The 19,338-nt window shown below is 71.5% G+C and carries 16 protein-coding genes; 11 read left to right on the forward strand and 5 right to left on the reverse strand.

The genetic code is table 11. From position 1 onward, the window contains the following. Nucleotides 1-94: 94 nt before the first annotated feature. The gene (locus ABT116_RS14405; protein ID WP_351632437.1) at nt 95-1,081 is read left to right on the forward strand and encodes an NAD(P)H-quinone oxidoreductase; all 987 of its coding nucleotides are present in this window, start codon (nt 95-97) and stop codon (nt 1,079-1,081) included. Between the two features lie 122 nt (nt 1,082-1,203). On the opposite strand, the gene ABT116_RS14410 is transcribed toward ABT116_RS14405, so the two are convergent. Next, nucleotides 1,204-1,857 (reverse strand): hypothetical protein, encoded by a 654-nt coding sequence (locus ABT116_RS14410; RefSeq protein ID WP_351632441.1) that lies wholly within the window; start codon nt 1,855-1,857, stop codon nt 1,204-1,206. 138 nt (nt 1,858-1,995) lie between these two features. On the opposite strand from ABT116_RS14410, the gene ABT116_RS14415 reads away from it, so the two are divergent. Both ABT116_RS14415 and ABT116_RS14420 read left to right on the forward strand, forming a co-directional pair. Further along, nucleotides 1,996-2,565 (forward strand): PadR family transcriptional regulator, encoded by a 570-nt coding sequence (locus ABT116_RS14415; RefSeq protein WP_351632444.1) that lies wholly within the window; start codon nt 1,996-1,998, stop codon nt 2,563-2,565. Nucleotides 2,566-2,650: 85 nt separating this feature from the next. Beyond that, entirely contained in the window at nt 2,651-3,190 is a 540-nt protein-coding gene (locus ABT116_RS14420) for a bacterial proteasome activator family protein (RefSeq protein ID WP_351632447.1), read from the forward strand. Between the two features lie 89 nt (nt 3,191-3,279). On the opposite strand, the gene ABT116_RS14425 is transcribed toward ABT116_RS14420, so the two are convergent. Then, the gene (locus ABT116_RS14425) at nt 3,280-4,923 is read right to left on the reverse strand and encodes a protein kinase domain-containing protein (protein WP_351632450.1); all 1,644 of its coding nucleotides are present in this window, start codon (nt 4,921-4,923) and stop codon (nt 3,280-3,282) included. 356 nt (nt 4,924-5,279) lie between these two features. Between ABT116_RS14425 and ABT116_RS14430 the strand changes: the two genes are divergently transcribed. From ABT116_RS14430 to ABT116_RS14455, 6 genes are all read left to right on the forward strand, one after another. Beyond that, nucleotides 5,280-6,875 carry a protein kinase domain-containing protein gene (locus ABT116_RS14430; RefSeq protein WP_351632453.1) on the forward strand — a complete coding sequence of 532 codons (1,596 nt, stop codon included), beginning with the start codon at nt 5,280-5,282 and terminating at the stop codon, nt 6,873-6,875. A gap of 396 nt (nt 6,876-7,271) precedes the next feature. Continuing rightward, nucleotides 7,272-8,468 carry a pyruvate dehydrogenase (acetyl-transferring) E1 component subunit alpha gene (pdhA, locus tag ABT116_RS14435; protein ID WP_351632455.1) on the forward strand — a complete coding sequence of 399 codons (1,197 nt, stop codon included), beginning with the start codon at nt 7,272-7,274 and terminating at the stop codon, nt 8,466-8,468. A gap of 1 nt (nt 8,469) precedes the next feature. Continuing rightward, nucleotides 8,470-9,447, forward strand: a complete 978-nt coding sequence (locus ABT116_RS14440) for an alpha-ketoacid dehydrogenase subunit beta (protein ID WP_107456429.1) — start codon at nt 8,470-8,472, stop codon at nt 9,445-9,447. Between the two features lie 10 nt (nt 9,448-9,457). Beyond that, nucleotides 9,458-10,915 carry a dihydrolipoamide acetyltransferase family protein gene (locus ABT116_RS14445; protein ID WP_351632459.1) on the forward strand — a complete coding sequence of 486 codons (1,458 nt, stop codon included), beginning with the start codon at nt 9,458-9,460 and terminating at the stop codon, nt 10,913-10,915. A gap of 248 nt (nt 10,916-11,163) precedes the next feature. Further along, entirely contained in the window at nt 11,164-13,398 is a 2,235-nt protein-coding gene (locus tag ABT116_RS14450) for a glycoside hydrolase domain-containing protein (protein WP_351632461.1), read from the forward strand. Between the two features lie 35 nt (nt 13,399-13,433). Then, complete coding sequence (locus ABT116_RS14455; protein ID WP_351632464.1) at nt 13,434-14,240, forward strand: twin-arginine translocation signal domain-containing protein; 807 nt, start codon at nt 13,434-13,436, stop codon at nt 14,238-14,240. Between the two features lie 88 nt (nt 14,241-14,328). Here ABT116_RS14455 and ABT116_RS14460 read toward each other — a convergent pair whose 3' ends face one another. Next, nucleotides 14,329-15,228 (reverse strand): D-alanyl-D-alanine carboxypeptidase family protein, encoded by a 900-nt coding sequence (locus ABT116_RS14460; RefSeq protein ID WP_351632466.1) that lies wholly within the window; start codon nt 15,226-15,228, stop codon nt 14,329-14,331. 208 nt (nt 15,229-15,436) lie between these two features. On the opposite strand from ABT116_RS14460, the gene ABT116_RS14465 reads away from it, so the two are divergent. Together ABT116_RS14465 and ABT116_RS14470 are read left to right on the forward strand one after the other, a co-directional pair. Further along, nucleotides 15,437-16,087 carry a GntR family transcriptional regulator gene (locus ABT116_RS14465; RefSeq protein WP_351632468.1) on the forward strand — a complete coding sequence of 217 codons (651 nt, stop codon included), beginning with the start codon at nt 15,437-15,439 and terminating at the stop codon, nt 16,085-16,087. Continuing rightward, a complete protein-coding gene (locus ABT116_RS14470) occupies nt 16,084-17,379 on the forward strand; it encodes an MFS transporter (RefSeq protein WP_351632471.1) in 1,296 nt (431 codons plus the stop codon). The genes ABT116_RS14465 and ABT116_RS14470 overlap by 4 nt, the downstream gene beginning before the upstream one ends. A 6-nt stretch (nt 17,380-17,385) precedes the next feature. Here ABT116_RS14470 and ABT116_RS14475 read toward each other — a convergent pair whose 3' ends face one another. Together ABT116_RS14475 and ABT116_RS14480 are read right to left on the reverse strand one after the other, a co-directional pair. Further along, complete coding sequence (locus ABT116_RS14475; protein WP_351632473.1) at nt 17,386-18,123, reverse strand: methyltransferase domain-containing protein; 738 nt, start codon at nt 18,121-18,123, stop codon at nt 17,386-17,388. 210 nt (nt 18,124-18,333) lie between these two features. Next, nucleotides 18,334-19,158, reverse strand: a complete 825-nt coding sequence (locus ABT116_RS14480; protein WP_351632476.1) for a maleylpyruvate isomerase family mycothiol-dependent enzyme — start codon at nt 19,156-19,158, stop codon at nt 18,334-18,336. Nucleotides 19,159-19,338: the final 180 nt, after the last annotated feature.

Genomic DNA, 19,338 nt, shown 5'->3' on the forward strand with positions numbered 1-19,338 from the left:
CGGGTTTTCGCCGGAACCGGTCCAAGGGCGTAGGCGGGGAGGACCTCGGGACGGAGCGGACTCGGTCCGGGGACCTACGGGTACGGTCCCTTGCATGCATGCGATCACGATTCCCGAACCTGGTGGGCCCGAGGCGCTGGTCTGGGACGAGGTCCCGGACCCCGTGCCCGGCGAGGGCGAGGTCTTGGTCGAGGTGGCGGCCGGCGCCGTCAACCGGGCCGACATCCTGCAGCGGCAGGGCTTCTACGAACCGCCGCCCGGCGCGTCCCCCTACCCCGGCCTGGAGTGCTCCGGGCGGATCGCCGCGATCGGCACCGGCGTCTCCGGCTGGAACGTCGGCGACGAGGTCTGCGCACTGCTCTCCGGCGGCGGCTACGCCGAGAAGGTGGCCGTCCCGGCCGGGCAGCTGCTGCCCGTTCCCGAGGGCGTCGGCCTGACGCAGGCCGCTGCGCTGCCCGAGGTGGCCTGCACCGTCTGGTCGAACGTCTTCATGATCGCCCATCTGCGGCCCGGCGAGACGCTCCTCGTGCACGGCGGCTCCAGCGGCATCGGCACGATGGCCATCCAGCTGGCCAAGGCCGTCGGCGCGCGGGTGGCCGTGACGGCCGGTACGGAGGAGAAGCTCCAGCGGTGCACCGAGCTGGGCGCCGACATCCTGGTCAACTACCGCGAGCAGGACTTCGTCGACGAGGTCAGGAAGGCGACGGACGGGGCCGGTGCCGATGTCATCCTCGACAACATGGGCGCCAAGTACCTGGAGCGCAACGTCAAGGCCCTCGCCGTCAACGGCCGCCTCGCGATCATCGGCATGCAGGGCGGGGTGAAGGGCGAGCTGAACATCGGCGCCCTGCTGGCCAAGCGCGCCGCCATCAGCGCGACGTCCCTGCGGGCCCGGCCCCGGGAGGAGAAGGCCGCCATCGTCGCGGCCGTACGCGAACACGTCTGGCCCCTGCTCACGGGTGGCCATCTGCGCCCGGTCGTCGACCGCGAACTCCCGATGCGGGACGCCGCCGCCGCGCACCGGGTGGTGGAGGAGAGCGGCCACATCGGAAAGGTGCTGCTGATCGCCCCACAGGCCTGACACCACAGGCCTGACACCACAGGCCTGGCACCCGCGGGCCTGGCACTGGCAGGCCTGACACCCACAGGCCTCACACCCGCACGGCGGGCCCGGCAACAGCCCTGCCGCGCCCGCCGTCGCCGCTAGACCCGCCGCAGCCGCAGGGCCACGAACGCCAGGGCCAGTCCCAGGCCGATCAGGACCAGGCCACTGCCCAGGGGCAGGATGCGCAGGACCTGGCCGACGGGGCGTTCCGCGGTCGCGGCCTCTCGTACGGGCTGTTCCGACGGAGTCTCGGGCGCCGGGTCGGTCTCCCGCGGCTCCTCGGGGAGGGCCGTGGCGTCGGAGAGGCCCGGCCCCTCCCCTGCCTCCTCCGGCCGTCCCGGCCGCACCCGGCCCTCTCCTGCCCTGCTCCCGGCCCGCGAGGGCTCACCGGCGCCGGAAGGGGGCGCCACGGCTGCCGCGGCCGACGAGGCCGCCCGGGCCGACGGAGCAGCCAGGGGCGACGGGGCGGACCGGGAGGAGGAAGCCGTCCGGGGCGATGCCGTCGGCCGGGACGACGGAGACGGCGGGGCGGTCGGGGCCGATGAGTCGGGCCCGGGGGACGGTGTGGCGAGGGTCCCGGACCCCGCCGTCCCCGCCTCCTCCGGCTCCGCCGAGTCCGACGGGTCCGCCTCCTCGTCGTACGTGCGGACAGCCCCGTGGGACGGGACGGATCCGAAGGGTGAGACGGCCGCGCCGGACCCCAGGGCGAGCACCAGTCCCGTCGCCCGCAGCGCGCGTAGCCATGGAGTCACGGGGGTGACTCCCTCCCGCCGTGCCCGGTAGGGCAGAAACGGCAAGTTCGGTCATATTGTGGCAATCAGCCTCACATCGCCCCGCACTCCCGGCACTCCGGGTTCGGCCGACGGACGGAATCGCTGGACAATCCGGTTATGTCGATACGTCACGGGCTGCTGGCCCTGCTGGCGGCCGGCCCCCGCTACGGCTCCCGCCTGCGCACCGACTTCGAGGCCCGCACCGGCGGGACCTGGCCGCTGAACATCGGGCAGGTCTACACGACGCTGGGCCGACTGCAACGGGACGGAATGGTCGCCCAGGACGACGTCGACACGGCCGGACGGACGCTGTACGCGCTCACCGAGGCCGGCCGGGCCGAACTGCGCTCCTGGTACGACCGCCCCGTGGAACGGGCCGGCCCGCCGCGCGACGAGCTGGCGATCAAGCTGGTGATGGCGCTCGGCGCGGACGGCGTCGACGTGCGGGAGGTCGTCGAGGCCCAGCGGCGGCACGTGGCGCGGGCACTGCACGAGCATGTGCGCCGGCGTGCCGAGGCCCTGGCCCGGGCGCCGGAGCACCCCGGGGAGCTGGCCCGGCTGCTCGTCCTCGAGCAGCTCGTCTTCCAGGACGAGGCCGAGGTCCGCTGGCTGGACCACTGCGAGGCCCGCCTGCTCCGTTTCACCCGCGCGGAGGAAGCGCCCTCGCCGGAGCAACCCGAAGCGTGACCGACTCGTCTCCTCCAACGCGGTGGATCAGCCTCGTCCGGGGGCACCACGGAGGTGAGGTGCAGGCGTGCGACAGAATGGCGACATGGAGATGCCGAGGAACGAAAGGTCGCCGGAGAACCCGCAGATCCTGGTCGTGGGCCAGGACGGCATGGCGCTCGGTGGCGGCAGCGCAGACGAGGACTCCCGCGAGACCCCGGTCACGGAACAGGTGGAGCAGCCCGCGAAGGTCATGCGGATCGGCAGCATGATCAAGCAGCTGCTGGAGGAAGTGCGCGCGGCTCCCCTCGACGAGGCCAGCCGGGTCCGGCTCAAGGACATCCACGCCAGCTCGGTGAAGGAGCTGGAGGACGGTCTGGCGCCCGAGCTGGTCGAGGAGCTGGAGCGGCTCTCCCTGCCCTTCACGGACGAGACCACCCCCAGCGACTCGGAGCTGCGCATCGCGCAGGCCCAGCTCGTCGGGTGGCTGGAGGGGCTCTTCCACGGGATCCAGACGACGCTGTTCGCCCAGCAGATGGCGGCGCGTGCCCAGCTGGAGCAGATGCGCCGCGCCCTCCCGCCGGGAGTCGGCGACGGCCTCGACGAGCAGCACCCGGGCGGCCGGTCCGGCGGCCCCTACCTGTAGACGGCCGCAGGACCTGGGACGGCCACAGGTCGCACGGACAGAAGGAAGGGCCCGGCGAAGCCGCCGGGCCCTTCAACGCGTCGGGGGCCTCAGGAGGGCGGGTTGCCCGTCGAGACGCTGAGCTCGATCTCGGGCATGTCCTTCGGGTCGACGTCGGTGTCGGCTGACGGGAACTGATTCATGACCGTGCCGTCGCCGTAGGTGTTCTCGTCGACCTTCTTCTCGTTCAGTTCCCAGCCGGCCGCCTGCAGACAGGCCTTGACCGACGTGATGTTCTTGAACTTGAAGTCCGGGATCTGGATCTTGTCTGGGTCGTTGTACGACTCCCGCGGCTCCGTGCACTCCTCGGTGTCGATCGTCTTCGAGGTGTCCGGGCCGCGGTAGCCGGGCTTCTTCTCCGCCGACGCCGAGGGGATCGCGCCGTTGTCGCCGCCCTTGTCGTCCTCGCTGCCGCCGTTCAGCAGCAGCGCGGTGACGAGGCCGCCGACCGCGACGACGGACACGATGATCGAGCCGATGATCACCGGCTTGTTGTTCCGGCCGCCGCCGGAGGAGGCGACCGCGGTCTGGGGCGACAGGTTGTACGGCGGTGGCGTCGACGGGCCGGGCTGCGGGGAGTAGGCCGCCGGGGACGGCGTCTGGTAGCCGCCCTGCTGCGGATAGCCGTACGCCGGGTTCGGCCCCGTCGGGGCGGGCGTGCCGTAGGGGTTCGGGGGCGGGGTCGGCTGGTACGGCGTCTGCACCTGGCCCGAGGGCGCCGGGGTCGCCTGGTCGACCGGCGGGAACACGGCAGAGCCGACGCCCGCGCCGCTGGGAGCCTGAGTGCCCGGGACGATGCTCGGCGGCGCGGCCTGGAAGGACGCGGCCACCCGCAGGCACTCGTCGCGCATGGCCTCGGCGCTGGGGAAGCGCTCGTTCGGGTTCTTCTTGAGCGCGCGGGCGATCAGCGCGTCCACGGCCGGGGGCAGGGAGCGGTTGACCGAGGACGGAACCGGCGGCTCCTCCTGCACGTGCGCGTACGCGATGGCCAGCGGCGAGTCCGCTTCGAACGGCAGCCGCCCGGTCACCAGTTGGAACAGCATGATGCCGACCGAGTACAGGTCGGAGCGGGCGTCCACACCGCGGCCGAGGGCCTGCTCCGGCGAGAGGTACTGCGGGGTGCCGACGACCATGCCGGTCTGCGTCATCGACGTCACGCCGGACTGCATGGCGCGGGCGATGCCGAAGTCCATGACCTTGACCACGGCGCGCTTGGTCATCATCACGTTGCCCGGCTTGATGTCGCGGTGGACCAGGCCCATCTCGTGGCTGATCTCCAGCGCGGCCAGCACGTCCGCGGTGATCTTCAGCGCCTTGTCGGCGGGCATCGCGCCCTGCTGCCGCACGTCCTCGTCGAGGACCGAGCCGAGCGGGCGGCCCTCGACGTACTCCATGACGATGTACGGCGTCGTCATGCCGTCGAGGGTGTCCTCGCCGGTGTCGAAGACCGACACGATGTTGGTGTGCGTGAGCTTGGCCACGGACTGGGCCTCACGGCGGAACCGCTCGCGGAAGGCCTGTTCCCGTCCGAGATCCGTGTGAAGTGTCTTGATGGCGACCTGCCGGTCGAGCACGCTGTCGTACGCGAGGTGCACCGAGGCCATGCCGCCCTGGCCGAGGAGGTCACGCAGCTGATAGCGGCCACCGGCGAGCGCCCGCCCCGCGTACTGGCCCTGTGCGCCGTCCTGGCTCATGTTCCGTTTCCCCCGTAGCCCTTGAGGCGCCGCCGACTTCCGCTGGACCGCCGCAGATCCGTCGTTGATCCAACCGCCATTCCCGGCCAAGTCTGCCCCAGGGCACTGACACGTCAAGCTCGGTGCCCGTTCCGTGACCGTACGCGAAAGAAGCGTCGCGGAAGCGTTACCGGGGGCGTACGGCCGGGACACGGAATTTGCACGACGGTAAGGAGTGAAGGTTTCATGGCCGGTCCGTCTCGTGCCGGTCCCGGCGCCCCTTCTCGGGCCGGAGGCTTGCGCGGAGGCTGTAGCGTGGCCGACGGAGACCGTAACAACACCGCGCGCACCGCGGGCAGAAACGACGGCGAGGACTGATGGCACAGCAGCAGCGCGCTCAGGGCCCGTCCGACCCCGAGGGCACTGGCGGCGGCATGTCGGAGGCGCCGGAGTCCTGGGGGAACGGCGGACTGGTCGGGGACGGCCGGTACCGGCTGACCCGCAGACTCGGCCGGGGCGGCATGGCCGAAGTGTTCGCAGCCGAGGACGTCCGCCTCGGACGCACCGTCGCGGTCAAGCTGCTCCGCTCCGACCTCGCCGAGGACCCGGTGTCCAAGGCGCGCTTCACGCGCGAGGCCCAGTCGGTGGCCGGCCTCAACCACCACGCGATCGTCGCCGTGTACGACTCCGGCGAGGACTTCGTCGGCGGCCAGTCCGTGCCGTACATCGTCATGGAGATCGTCGAAGGCCGCACCATCCGCGACCTGCTGCTGAACGCGGAGGCGCCCGGCCCCGAGCAGGCGCTGATCATCGTCTCGGGCGTCCTGGAGGCGCTCGCCTACTCGCACCAGCACGGCATCGTGCACCGCGACATCAAGCCCGCCAACGTCATCATCACGCACAACGGCGCCGTGAAGGTGATGGACTTCGGCATCGCCCGCGCCCTGCACGGCGCGTCCACGACGATGACGCAGACCGGCATGGTCATGGGCACCCCGCAGTACCTCTCCCCCGAGCAGGCGCTCGGCAAGGCCGTCGACCACCGCTCCGACCTGTACGCGACGGGCTGCCTGCTGTACGAGCTCCTCGCGCTGCGCCCGCCGTTCACCGGCGAGACCCCGCTGTCGGTGGTCTACCAGCACGTCCAGGACATCCCGACGCCGCCGTCCGAGGCCTCCGACGCCTGTCCGCCGGAGCTGGACGGCATGGTCATGCGCTCCCTCGCCAAGGAGCCCGACGACCGCTTCCAGACGGCGGAGGAGATGCGCGGGCTGGTCCAGTACGCGCTGCAGATGCTCTACGACCAGGGCGGCCACACCGGCACCTGGAACACCGGCCCCGTCGACATGCACGAGGGCCGGAACACCCCGTCGGGCGGCTTCGCCGGAGCGACGGCCGTGATGGGGCACCCCGGGGACGTCTCCGGGACCTCGCAGATTCCCTCGCCGATCCTGCCCGGCGGCTACGGCGGCGGGGACGACGGCGGCTTCGAGGGCCACGGCAACAAGGGCAGCGGCCGCGGCAAGCTCTGGATCCTCGCCGTGCTCGCGGTGATCGCCATCGCGGCGGGCGTCGCCCTGGCGCTGCAGAACACCGGCGGTGGCAAGGACGCCCCGAGCAAGGAGCAGAAGCCGACCACCTCGCAGACCAAAGAGAAGAAGACGCCCAGCGCGACCCCGAGCGACGACGACACCGGCGCGCCGACCGACTCGAACACGGACACCGGAACGGGCACCGGCTCGGGCAACGGCAACTGGACGCCGACCTACAAGCCGTCCCCCACGCCGACGCAGAGCGCTCCCGCCTCGCCCACCGGCGAGCCGACGGGCGAGCCGACCAGCGCGGAGCCGACCGGCGAACCGACGGACGAGGAGCCCACGGACCCGGGCACCCCGACCGACGACACCGGCGGTGTCGACGGCGGCGGCACCACGGAGGGCATCGTGGGCGGCGCGGGCGGCGGCGAAGGCTGATCCCGCTGCTCAGCAGCATGATCCACGCGCGCGTGGGGCCCGGGGACGGGGCCCACGCGCGCGTGCCGTTTTGGGCGCGCCGAAAAGAGGACTCTTCCCGTGACCTGGGTCACCGGGTTAACGTGCGGTTGCTCCGGCCTCCTGCAAGGCTGTGACCAGGGCCCCTTCCACACCCTTCCCGATTTACTTGGATATCCAAGCAAAATCGCAGGTCAGGTGGGGTTTCACAGAAATGTGGCGCACTGGGTAACGTGCTTTCTGCAGGGCGCTCGCCGGGGCACCTGCAACGCCTGTACCCGGCCGAGCGGCACCCACCCCGTGCCCCGTGGGTCGAGAACAGGTGAGCCGCACTGGCCTACCGGCAACCCCGGGGGCCGGACCGACGGAGGAGCACACGTGACCGTGGAGAGCACTGCCGCTCGCACACCGCGACGCAGCGCCGGAAGCAAGGCCGGCACCACCGGCACCAAGCGCACCACCCGCACGCCCGCCAAGAAGGACGCCAAGAGCACCGAGCACCAGCTCGTGCAGCTGCTGACGCCCGAGGGCAAGCGCGTCAAGAACGCCGAGTACGACAAGTACGTCGCCGGTATCACTCCGGAAGAGCTCCGCGGCCTCTACCGCGACATGGTGCTCACCCGCCGCTTCGACGCCGAGGCCACCTCCCTGCAGCGCCAGGGCGAGCTGGGCCTGTGGGCGTCACTGCTCGGCCAGGAGGCCGCCCAGATCGGGTCCGGCCGGGCCACCCGGGAGGACGACTACGTCTTCCCGACCTACCGCGAGCACGGTGTGGCCTGGTGCCGCGGCGTCGACCCGGCCAACCTGCTCGGGATGTTCCGCGGCGTGAACAACGGCGGCTGGGATCCCAACAGCAACAACTTCCAGCTGTACACGATCGTCATCGGCTCCCAGACGCTGCACGCCACCGGCTACGCGATGGGCGTCGCCAAGGACGGTGCCGACAGCGCGGTGATCGCCTACTTCGGCGACGGCGCCTCCAGCCAGGGCGACGTGGCCGAGTCCTTCACCTTCTCCGCGGTGTACAACGCCCCGGTCGTGTTCTTCTGCCAGAACAACCAGTGGGCCATCTCCGAGCCCACCGAGAAGCAGTCCCGCGTGCCGATCTACCAGCGCGCCCAGGGCTTCGGCTTCCCGGGCGTCCGGGTGGACGGCAACGACGTGCTCGGTGTCCTCGCGGTCACCCGGTGGGCCCTGGAGCGGGCCCGCAGCGGCGAGGGCCCGACCCTCGTCGAGGCGTTCACCTACCGCATGGGCGCCCACACCACCTCCGACGACCCGACCCGCTACCGGGGCGACGAGGAGCGTCAGGCCTGGGAGGCCAAGGACCCGATCCTGCGCCTTCGCCGGTATCTGGAGGCGTCAAACCACGCGGACGAGGGATTCTTCGCGGAACTGGAGGCCGAGTCCGAGGCGTTGGGCAAACGAGTGCGCGAGGCGGTCCGTGCCATGCCGGACCCGGACCACTTCGCGATCTTCGAGAACGCCTACGCGGACGGACACGCGCTCGTCGACGAGGAGCGCGCCCAGTTCGCCGCGTACCAGGCGTCGTTCGCCGACGAGGGGGGTAACTGAGATGGCCGACAAGATGGCACTGGCCAAGGCGATCAACGAGTCGCTGCGCCGCGCCCTGGACTCCGACCCCAAGGTCCTGATCATGGGCGAGGACGTCGGCAAGCTCGGCGGCGTCTTCCGGGTGACGGACGGCCTGCAGAAGGACTTCGGCGAGAGCCGCGTCATCGACACCCCGCTCGCCGAGTCGGGCATCGTCGGCACGGCGATCGGCCTGGCCCTGCGCGGCTACCGCCCGGTGGTGGAGATCCAGTTCGACGGCTTCGTCTTCCCGGCGTACGACCAGATCGTCACGCAGCTCGCGAAGATGCACGCCCGCTCGCTGGGCAAGGTCAAGCTCCCGGTCGTCGTGCGCATCCCGTACGGCGGCGGCATCGGCGCGGTGGAACACCACTCCGAGTCTCCCGAGGCGCTCTTCGCGCACGTGGCCGGCCTGAAGATCGTCAGCCCGTCGAACGCGTCGGACGCGTACTGGATGATGCAGCAGGCCATCCAGAGCGACGACCCGGTGATCTTCTTCGAGCCCAAGCGCCGCTACTGGGACAAGGGAGAGGTCAACACGGAGGCGATCCCGGGCCCGCTGCACAAGGCCCAGGTCGTCCGCGAGGGCACCGACCTCACCCTGGCCGCCTACGGGCCGATGGTGAAGCTCTGCCAGGAGGTCGCCGACGCGGCCGCCGAGGAGGGCAAGAACCTGGAGGTCCTGGACCTGCGCTCGGTCTCCCCGCTCGACTTCGACTCGATCCAGGCGTCGGTGGAGAAGACCCGCCGCCTGGTCGTCGTGCACGAGGCCCCGGTGTTCTTCGGCTCCGGCGCGGAGATCGCCGCCCGGATCACGGAGCGCTGCTTCTACCACCTGGAGGCCCCGGTGCTCCGGGTCGGCGGCTACCACGCGCCGTACCCGCCGGCGCGCCTGGAGGAGGAGTACCTGCCGAACCTGGACCGGGTACTGGACGCCGTCGACCGCTCGCTGGCGTACTGAGGAGAGGGTCGTGACGACGATGACGGAAGCGTCCGTGCGCGAGTTCAAGATGCCCGACGTGGGCGAGGGACTCACCGAGGCCGAGATCCTCAAGTGGTACGTCCAGCCCGGCGACACGGTCACCGACGGCCAGGTGGTCTGCGAGGTCGAGACGGCGAAGGCGGCCGTGGAGCTGCCCATCCCGTACGACGGCGTGGTCCGGGACCTGCACTTCCCCGAGGGCACCACGGTCGACGTGGGCACGGCGATCATCGCGGTGGACGTGGCAGGCGGCAGCGCCCCACCCGCGCCCGCCGCCACGCAGCCCGCAGCCGCGCAGCCCGCGGCAGCAGCGCCCGCCGAGGAGCCGAAGGCGGCGGGCTCGGGCCGCCAGCCGGTCCTGGTGGGCTACGGGGTGGCGACCTCCTCCACCCGCCGCCGCCCCCGCAAGGGCCCGGAGGTCCCGGTCCAGCAGGCCTCGACGGCGATCCAGACGGAGCTGAACGGCCACGCGCCGCCCGCCCCGGCCGCGCCTGCCCCGGCCGCGCCCGCCCCGGCAGCTGCGGCCGCCCCTGCGGGCGGGGAGCGCCCGCTGGCCAAGCCGCCCGTCCGCAAGCTCGCCAAGGACCTGGGCGTCGACCTGACGACCGTTGTCCCGACCGGCCCGGACGGCATCATCACCCGCGAGGACGTGCACGCGGCGGTCGCCGCCGCCGTACCGGCGGCCAGCGAGCCGCAGGTCGCGCCCGCCCCCGCCGCGGTCCAGGCTCCGGCGTCGTACGACACCACGCGGGAGACCCGTATCCCGGTCAAGGGTGTCCGCAAGGCGACGGCGGCCGCGATGGTCGGCTCGGCGTTCACCGCGCCGCACGTCACGGAGTTCGTGACGGTCGACGTGACGCGCACGATGAAGCTGGTCGAGGAGCTGAAGGCCGACAAGGAGTTCGCGGGCCTGCGCGTGAACCCGCTGCTGCTGATCGCCAAGGCGCTGCTCGTCGCGATCCGGCGCCACCCGGACGTCAACGCGTCCTGGGACGAGGCCGCCCAGGAGATCGTGGTCAAGCACTACGTGAACCTGGGCATCGCGGCCGCGACACCGCGCGGTCTGATCGTGCCGAACATCAAGGACGCGCACGCCAAGACGCTGCCGCAGCTGGCCGAGTCGCTGGGCGAGCTGGTGGCGACGGCCCGGGACGGCAAGACGTCCCCGGCCGCGATGCAGGGCGGCACGGTGACGATCACCAACGTCGGCGTCTTCGGCGTCGACACGGGCACGCCGATCCTCAACCCGGGCGAGTCCGCGATCCTCGCGGTCGGCGCGATCAAGCCGCAGCCGTGGGTCCACAAGGGCAAGGTGAAGCCCCGTCAGGTCACCACGCTGGCCCTGTCCTTCGACCACCGTCTGGTCGACGGCGAACTGGGCTCGAAGGTCCTGGCCGACGTGGCGGCGATCCTGGAGCAGCCGAAGCGCCTGATCACCTGGGCGTGAGCCGACTGCGGCGGCCCCCTGTCCCTCGCGGGCGGGGGGCCGCCGGCGTCTGTACGGGGGGTGTACCAGCGGTTCACCGAGGATCACAACAATCTCCTGGAACCCACCCAAGTACCGCACAGTAAGCGGTTTATCCGGACATACGATCAAGCTCACCACGAGATCGACCACTCGCCCGGCGTCCCGGGGGAGTCCGGTTCCGGGCTGCGACGGGCGCGGTCACTCCCTCGAAAGCGAGTGAACCCCCCATGCGCGACGCGATGGTGCTCAAGGCCCAGAGATTCGTGAACTCCGTCTACGGCAGCCGTACCGGCACGACCGTGCGGGAGACCGGCGAGGCCGACTGGGCGACCCTGTACGCCCTGACCCGCGCCCTGCAGTACGAGCTGGGCATCACGGCGTTCTCCGACAACTTCGGCCCCACCACGCTCAGCACCCTGACCGCCAGGTACCCGAAGCTCGACGCGGACACCGTCCCCTCGCCCGACTTCTGCCGCATCATCCAGGCCGGCCTGTACTGCAAGGGCTACGACGGCGGCGACCTCGACGGCACGTACGGCACCCGGGTGCAGGAGGCCGTCACCCGGCTCAAGACCGACATGGGCGTGGAACAGGCCTACCCCGGGGCCGTCTTGACGCCCAAGGTCTTCAAGGCGCTGCTGACGATGGACTCGTACGTCCCCGGCGCCTCGGGCACCGGTCAGGCGCGGGCCGTCCAGCAGTGGCTCAACGGCCGCTACGTGAACCGGCAGGACTTCTTCGTCATCGCCTGTGACGGGCTCGTGTCCCGGGACACCGCCAAGGCGCTGCTCTTCGGCGTGCAGTACGAGCTGGGCATGGCGGACGGCACCGCCAACGGCAACTTCGGGCCCGGCACCCAGTCGGGCCTGAAGTCGCACGCGGTGAAGCAGGGGGACAAGGGCGTCTTCGTCCAGCTGTTCTCCGCCGGAATGGTCCTCAACCGGCGCCCCGCCGCCCTCACCGACACTTTCGACTCCTCCCTCGCCGCCGCCGTCCGGGCCTTCCAGACCTTCGCGGCGCTCCCGGCCACGGGCGAGGGCGACTTCGCGACCTTCGCCTCCCTGCTGGCGTCCTTCGGCGACCGGTCCCGCCCCGCCAAGGCCTGCGACACCACCGCCCGGCTCACCCCGGCCCGGGCGGCCTCGCTCAAGGCGGCCGGGATCGCGTACGTCGGCCGCTACCTCACCAACCCGAGTGCCACCTCCCTGCCGGAGAAGGCCATCCAGCCGGGTGAGCTGGACACCTTCGCCCAGCAGGGCCTGCGCTGCTTCCCGATCTACCAGACCGTCAACAGCGACGCCTCGGACTTCGACTACGTCGCCGGGCGGACCGCCGGGTACGCGGCGGTCAACGCCGCCCGCGACCACGGCTTCCGGCGGGGGACGCGGATCTTCTTCGCCGTCGACTTCGACGCGATCGACGCCGAGATCACCGCGAACGTCCTGCCCCACTTCAAGGGCGTCAAGGAGGCGATGGCAGACTCCGGCCACCCGTACGAGATCGGCGTCTACGGCTCCCGCAACGTGTGCGCACGGGTCGGCGCGGCCGGTTACTCGACCGCGAGCTTCGTCGCCGGCATGTCCGCGGGCTTCGACGGCAACGCCGGGCACCCGCTGCCCGGGGACTGGGCCTATGACCAGTTCGTCGTCCGCACCCTCGGCTCCGGGGACGGACAGCTGGAGATCGACGCCGACATCGCCTCGGGGCGGGACACCGGGCAGGGGGTGTTCGACCGGCCGCGGCCCGCCGTCCCGGACGTCGCCTTCGACGCGCGTCAGGTGCCGGCGCTGCGGGCCGACCTCTCCCGCTACATGCAGTCGATCGGCCGCCCGGACACGGGTGGCATCGGCGGCGGCGCGCGGCTCTACACCAACGCGCAGGCCGTCGCGGCGATCCAGGAGCAGGACGGGCTGATCACCGAGTTGTCGAGGACGTACTCGATGCGCAAGGCGCTGATCCAGACGGTCGTGTACTGGGCCCTGCGCGACTACGGCCTCGCCGATCAGGCCACCGACCAGCAGGTCGCCGACCACCACCTCACGGGCTCCGGCTCCGTGCGGGACTCGCACACCGGCATCGGCGAGATCAGCGCGGCCGACGCCATCCAGGCCTGGAACCACTGCATCGGCTGGGGCTTCGTCGCCGGCGACCACCGTGACGCGGCCAAGGACGCCGACCTGTGGACCGTGTGGCAGCAGCTGAACAAGGACAACGCGTTCAGTGTGCGCACCGCGGCGCTGATCCACCTGTGGGGCACCCGGGGCAGGCCCGGCGGCCAACTGCCCCCCGGCGACCGCGTCACCACCCCGCGGTCCATGCGCCTCGACCTCGTCGAGTTCGAGATCACCGAACTCCTGCGCCTCTACCGGGCCTGGGACCCCGACGTGGACTCCCAGACGCACCAGAGCCTGGCCGTGTACCAGATCTTCGAGAAGTACAACAGCATCCTCCGCAACGCCTGAGCGCGTGCGCGACACAACTTCAGGAAGAGACTCCCTTGAAGCTCAGCCTCCCCCGCAGACCCTCGACGCCCGGCGCCGCCCACCGCAGGAGCCTGTCCCGCCGTGCCCTGCTCGGCCGTATCGCCGCCGTCGGAGGTGCCGTGGGCGTCGCCGCCCTGCCCCTGTCCCATTTCCTGTCCCAGGCGTACGCCGACGCGAACAACCCGATCCCGGCCCGTGTGCGGGACGCTCTGCGCAGCGCGCAGGACCGGACCCGGCGCGTGCTGGCCGGCTCGCGCTCCCACAACGGCTGGCAGATGGAGAACGTCGCCGACGACGGCGGCACCGTCTACACCCGTCCCGTGCCCGGCACCCCGCTCACGGGCGTCGCCGTGCGCATGGGTGACGTGGAGACCGTCCTCGTCCACCTGGTGCGCCGGTTCCACTACGAGGTCGACCCGCTGCGCCGTGGCGACGTCGTCGGATGGCAGGACCCGGCCGGCCTCGCCAGGAGCCGGCCCGAGTCCAATCTGGCGTCCGGCACGGCCGTGCGGATCCGGCCCGGCTTCTATCCGCGCGGCGCCCGGGGCGGCTTCTTCCCGCAGCAGGAGGTCGTGATCCGCGACATCCTCGCCGAGCTCGACGGCGTGGTCCGCTGGGGCGGCGACGACCGTACGCCCGACGAGTCGCTGTTCAGCGTCGACGTACGCCCGGACGACCAGCGGCTGGTCCGGGTCGCGGCGCGGATCCGCGGCTGGCAGCTGGAGCCGGGAGCCGGGGCGGGCGCCCCGGTGAACGTGCTGTCGGGCGGCCGGCGCAAGGCGGCCCGGGCGCTGGAGCGCCGTCAGCGCACCGCGGCATGACCTCCGTATGACGAAGGCAGGCGTATGACGAAGGGGGCTCCGCCGCGGTGCGCGGTGGAGCCCCCTTCGTCGTCCTGCTTGGTTCGTCCTACCTGGTGAAGCCGTAGTTGAGCAGCTTCGTCGCGTCCGCCTTGCGCGCGTCCAGGCCGGTCGAGGCGAGGACCGTGCCGATGACCGTCTTGCCGTTGCGGGTGGCGGCGAAGACCAGGCAGTACTTCGCCTCCGGGCCGGAACCGGTCTTCACACCGATCGCGCCGCTGTAGCTGCTCAGCAGCGGGTTGGTGTTCTCCCACGGCGCCATCGTCCGCGTGCCGCCGGTCTTGGTGGTCGTCTTCGCCGTGTACTTCTTGGTCTTGACGACCGTGCGGAACGTGGAGTTCTTCATCGCCGCGCTGGCGAGCTTGGTCAGGTCGCGCGGCGTGGAGTAGTTGGCGCCGTGACCGATGCCGTCGAACGAGTCGAAGTGGGTGTTCTGCAGACCCAGGTTCTTGGCGGTGGTGTTCATCTTGCCGATGAACGACTTCACGCGCGCCGAACGCGTCGAGCCCGAGCCGAACTTGTCGGCGAGCGCGTACGCCGCGTCGCAGCCGGACGGCAGCATCAGCCCGTACAGCAGCTGGCGGACGGTGACCTTGTCGCCGACGATCAGCTTCGCGTTGGACGCGTAGTTGTTGTCGACGATGTAGTCGCTGTACGCCTTCTGGATCGTGACCTTGCTGTCCATGTTCAGGTTCGACTGCTTCAGCACCACCAGTGCGGTCATGATCTTGGTGGTCGAGCCGGTCGAGCGGCGCGTGTCGGCCGCCTTGGTGTACAGGGACTTGCCGGTCGCGTTGTTCATCACATAGCCGCCCTTGGCGGCGATGGAGGGCGCCGAGGCGGCCTGCGCCGGCGCGACGGTGAGGGCACCGGTCGCGAGCATGGCGCCGGTGGTGACGGCGACGGCCGCGGCTCTGCGGAGACGGGTGCCCTTAATGCGGGTTATCAAGTGAAGTACCCCGATTGCGTCGAATGCCTCAACGGTGCGGCCGAGTTGAGGACGAGGGGAAAGGGGCCGCACGTGTCTGACTCGTAACTAGCACACGTGGTTGTGCTGTTGCCGAGGGGGATCCCCCCTTTGCCACGGATGTGTGACATTCAAGTCCGCATACTGGACGTATCCATCCATGCGTACGTGTTGTATCTATGCTGTCCGCATGACCCTGGCCGTGAAGCAACCGCCCGCCGCCGACCGCGTCTACGCCCATGTCAAACAGGGCGTCCTGGAGCGCCGCTACGAGGGGGGCACTCTCCTGACCGAGGGCGAGCTCGCCGAAGCCGTGGGCGTCTCCCGCACGCCGGTCCGTGAGGCCCTGCTCCGGCTGGAGGTCGAGGGGCTGATCCGGCTCTACCCGAAGAAGGGTGCCCTCGTCCTGCCCGTCTCCGCGCAGGAGATCGCCGACGTCGTCGAGACGCGGCTGCTCGTCGAGGAGCACGCGGCGCGCAAGGCCGTGCCCGCGCCCGCCGGGCTCATCGAACGTCTGGAGGAGCTGCTGGCCCGGCAGAAGCAGCAGGCCGCCGCCGGGGACTTCGCCGGCGCCGCCGTCACCGACCGCTGCTTCCACGCCGAGATCGTCCGCAGCGGCGGCAACGAGATCCTCTCCCGCCTCTACGACCAGCTGCGCGACCGCCAGCTCCGGATGGGCGTCGCCATCATGCACTCCCACCCCGACCGCCTCGCCAAGACCCTCGCCGAGCACGAGGAGATCCTCGACGCGCTGCGCTCCGACGACGCGGAGACGGCCGTCGGCCTCGTCCGGCGGCACATCGGCTGGTTCTCGCACCTGGCCCGGGGAGAGGTCCGATGAGCGCCACCGCGATACCGGGTGAGCCGCCGGGCGGCCGCAGGGCACTGGCCGTATGGGGCACGGGCGTCTCGGTCTACTTCGTCGCGGTCATCTTCCGCACGTCCCTGGGCGTGGCCGGCCTCGACGCCGCCGACCGCTTCCACGTGAACGCCTCGGCCCTCTCCACCTTCTCCATCCTCCAGCTGCTCGTCTACGCGGGCATGCAGATCCCCGTCGGCCTGCTGGTCGACCGGCTCGGCACCAAGAAGGTGCTGGCGCTCGGCGCGGTGCTGTTCACCGCCGGGCAACTGGGCTTCGCCTTCTCCCCCACGTACGGCATGGCGCTCGCCTCCCGGGCGCTGCTCGGCTGCGGAGACGCGCTGACCTTCATCAGCGTGCTGCGTCTGGGCAGCCGCTGGTTCCCGGCCCGGCGCGGGCCGCTGGTCGCCCAGTTCGCGGGACTGGTCGGCATGGCCGGGAACCTCGTCTCCACGCTCGTGCTGGCCCGGCTGCTGCACGGCGTCGGCTGGACGGCGGCGTTCGCGGGCAGCGCGGCCGCCGGGGCCGTGGTGCTCGTCCTGGTGCTGCTGTTCCTCAAGGACCACCCGGAGGGCCGGGAGCCGGAGCCGCTTCCGCACCAGGGCGCGGCCTACGTGCGGCGGCAGATCGCCGCCTCCTGGCGGGAGCCCGGGACCCGGCTCGGCCTCTGGGTGCACTTCACCACGCAGTTCCCGGCGATGGTGTTCCTGCTGCTGTGGGGTCTGCCGTTCCTCGTCGAGGCGCAGGGACTGTCCCGGGCGGTCGCCGGTGAACTGCTCACCCTCGTCGTCCTGTCGAACATGGTGGTCGGCCTGGTCTACGGCCAGATCGTGGCCCGGCACCACGGGGCGCGGCTGCCGCTCGCGCTCGGCACGGTCGGCACGACGGCGGCCCTGTGGGCGGCCACCCTCGCCTACCCCGGCCCCCACGCCCCGATGTGGCTGCTGATCGTGCTGTGCACGGTGCTCGGAGCGTGCGGACCGGCGTCGATGATCGGCTTCGACTTCGCCCGGCCGGCCAACCCGCCCGAACGGCAGGGCACCGCCTCCGGCATCACCAACATGGGCGGCTTCGTGGCCTCCATGACCACGCTGCTCGCTGTCGGCGTCCTCCTGGACGCCACCGGTGACGACTGGTCCCTGGCCTTCTCTGTGGTGTTCGTGCTCCAGGCGGTCGGGGTCTCCCAGATCCTGCGGCTGCGCAGGCGGGCGCAACGGCGGGAGCGGGAGCGGCTGGTGGCGAGCCGGGTGGAGACGGTGCACGTGCCCGCCTGACGTCCGTCAGGCGGTGGGTACGAGGGTGAGGTACGCGAGGCCGAGGATGCCGCGGTAGGTGAGCCACCTGGCGCGGTGCCGGTCGACGTGCTGCCGTGTCTCTTCCGCCAGGGGGTGACGGGGGTGCTCGGCGAGCCACACCTCGGTGTCCGCGAGGTACCCCGACTCGAACTCCTCCCACTCGTCGAGGCTCGCGGTCTCCGTCCACTCCGGCCGGAACCCCGCGTCGATCGCCATGCTGATGAGCGCCGCGAGGTCGGGGTGGTCCGTCACGGCGGCGTCGGGCCACATGCGGGACAGCTCGTCGGGGGTGGGGGTGCGCTGCCAGAAGCCCTCGCCGAGCAGGACGCGGCCGTGGCCGGTGACCAGGCGGCGCAGCTCCTTGAGCGCGTCGGGGAGCCGGTCGCCGAGGGCCTGGCTCGATCCCACGCACAGGACGAGGTCGGCGGGGCCTTGGGTGGTTCCGGTGGCGGACTCCTCCAGGAAGTGGGCCCGGGACGCCAGTCCGCGGTCCTCGGCGGCCTTTCTCCCTCGCGCCAGGTCGTCGGCGTCCAGGTCGATGCCGGTGCCGGTCGCCTCCGGCGTGGTGGCCAGGATGCGGAGCATCAGTTCGCCCGGGCCGCAGCCGATGTCCAGGACGGTGGTGGGGTGGTGGCGGGTGAGGCGTCGGACGAGGGCGTCCGCGCGGGTCTCGGACAGGGGGCCGTGGAAGGTGAGGCGGGTGCGGTGGGGTGGTGTGGTCATGGCCAGGGACGGTATGCGTCGGGGTTGAACGACGGCATGGGGTTTTCGTGCCCTGGGCGTTGGTGCTGGGGCCGGGTGGGTGCGCAACCCGGCGTAGCGGGGTGCCGCTGCGCCCACCCGTGCCGCCCCCAGCGGCACGCATGCCCGCAGCTGGGCGGCTGCGCGTGCCCGCAGCTGGGCGGCTGCGCGTGCCCGCAGCCCGGGGCATCCCTACCGCGTCACCGTGAAGTTGTTCAGGATCGCCGCCGTCAGGTCCGGGTCGCCCTCCGTCTTCAGGCGGTCGGAGACCGACTCCGGTGTCACACGGCCGCAGGCCAGGCGGACGTACGTCTCCCAGTCGAGGGTGAGGGTGGCGGCGGGGCCGAGCGCCGGTGCCGTCTCCAGGGTGCCGCGGCCCTGGATGTCGACGCGGATCGTGCGCAGGAACTCCACGGGCCCGTGCACGTCGAAGACGATCGCCGAGCTGCGCGGTGCCTGCGCGTCCTCGGCCACCACGCGCGGGAGCTCCCCGAGCAGCACGTCACGGGCGACCAGAGCGCCGGGGGAGTCGAGGTTGCCGGGCCGGCCGAGGGCCGTGCGCAGGTCCTGCTCGTGCACCCACACGTCGAACGCGTGCCGCCGCATCGACTCCTCCAGGGCGAGCTCGCTGCCGAGCGGCCCCCGCACCTTCGTGCCCGGGTCGCGCGACTCGTTGCGCAGCTGCCGGTTGCGGCGGATGATCACGTACTCCAGCTCGGAGGTCATCTCCGGTGCCGTGTGGTGGCGGCGGACGTCGACCTGCATCTCCATGTAGCGCTGGTGCTCGTTGGTGACGTGGAAGAGGTCGCGCGGGAGGCTGTGGATGGGCCGCGGGTCGCCGAGCATCTCGCAGTCCAGGCCGATGACATGGGAGACCACGTCCCGCACCGACCACCCGGGGCACGGCGTCCGCCGGTTCCACTCGGCCTCCGGGAGCGGCTGGAGCAGCTCGGATATCGCTTCGATGGAGTGGGTCCAGGCGTCGGCGTAGGGCTGGAGGGTGGCATGCAGACTCACGGAACGGGACCCCTCGGCGGTTCGGTCACGGGCAGGTGGCGGCGGCGTTGCCAGTGGGAGGTGGCGGCTGTCGGCGGGCGTCTCGCGAGCTAAGTTACGCTGCTGTGAGGCACCCCGGCAGTGCTTTCGTGTGACGATCGTAGGCCCGAGTGGACGGCTCGAATGCCAGGACGGTGGTAG

The organism is Streptomyces sp. NPDC002130 (assembly GCF_040296465.1).
Lineage (GTDB): Bacteria > Actinomycetota > Actinomycetes > Streptomycetales > Streptomycetaceae > Streptomyces.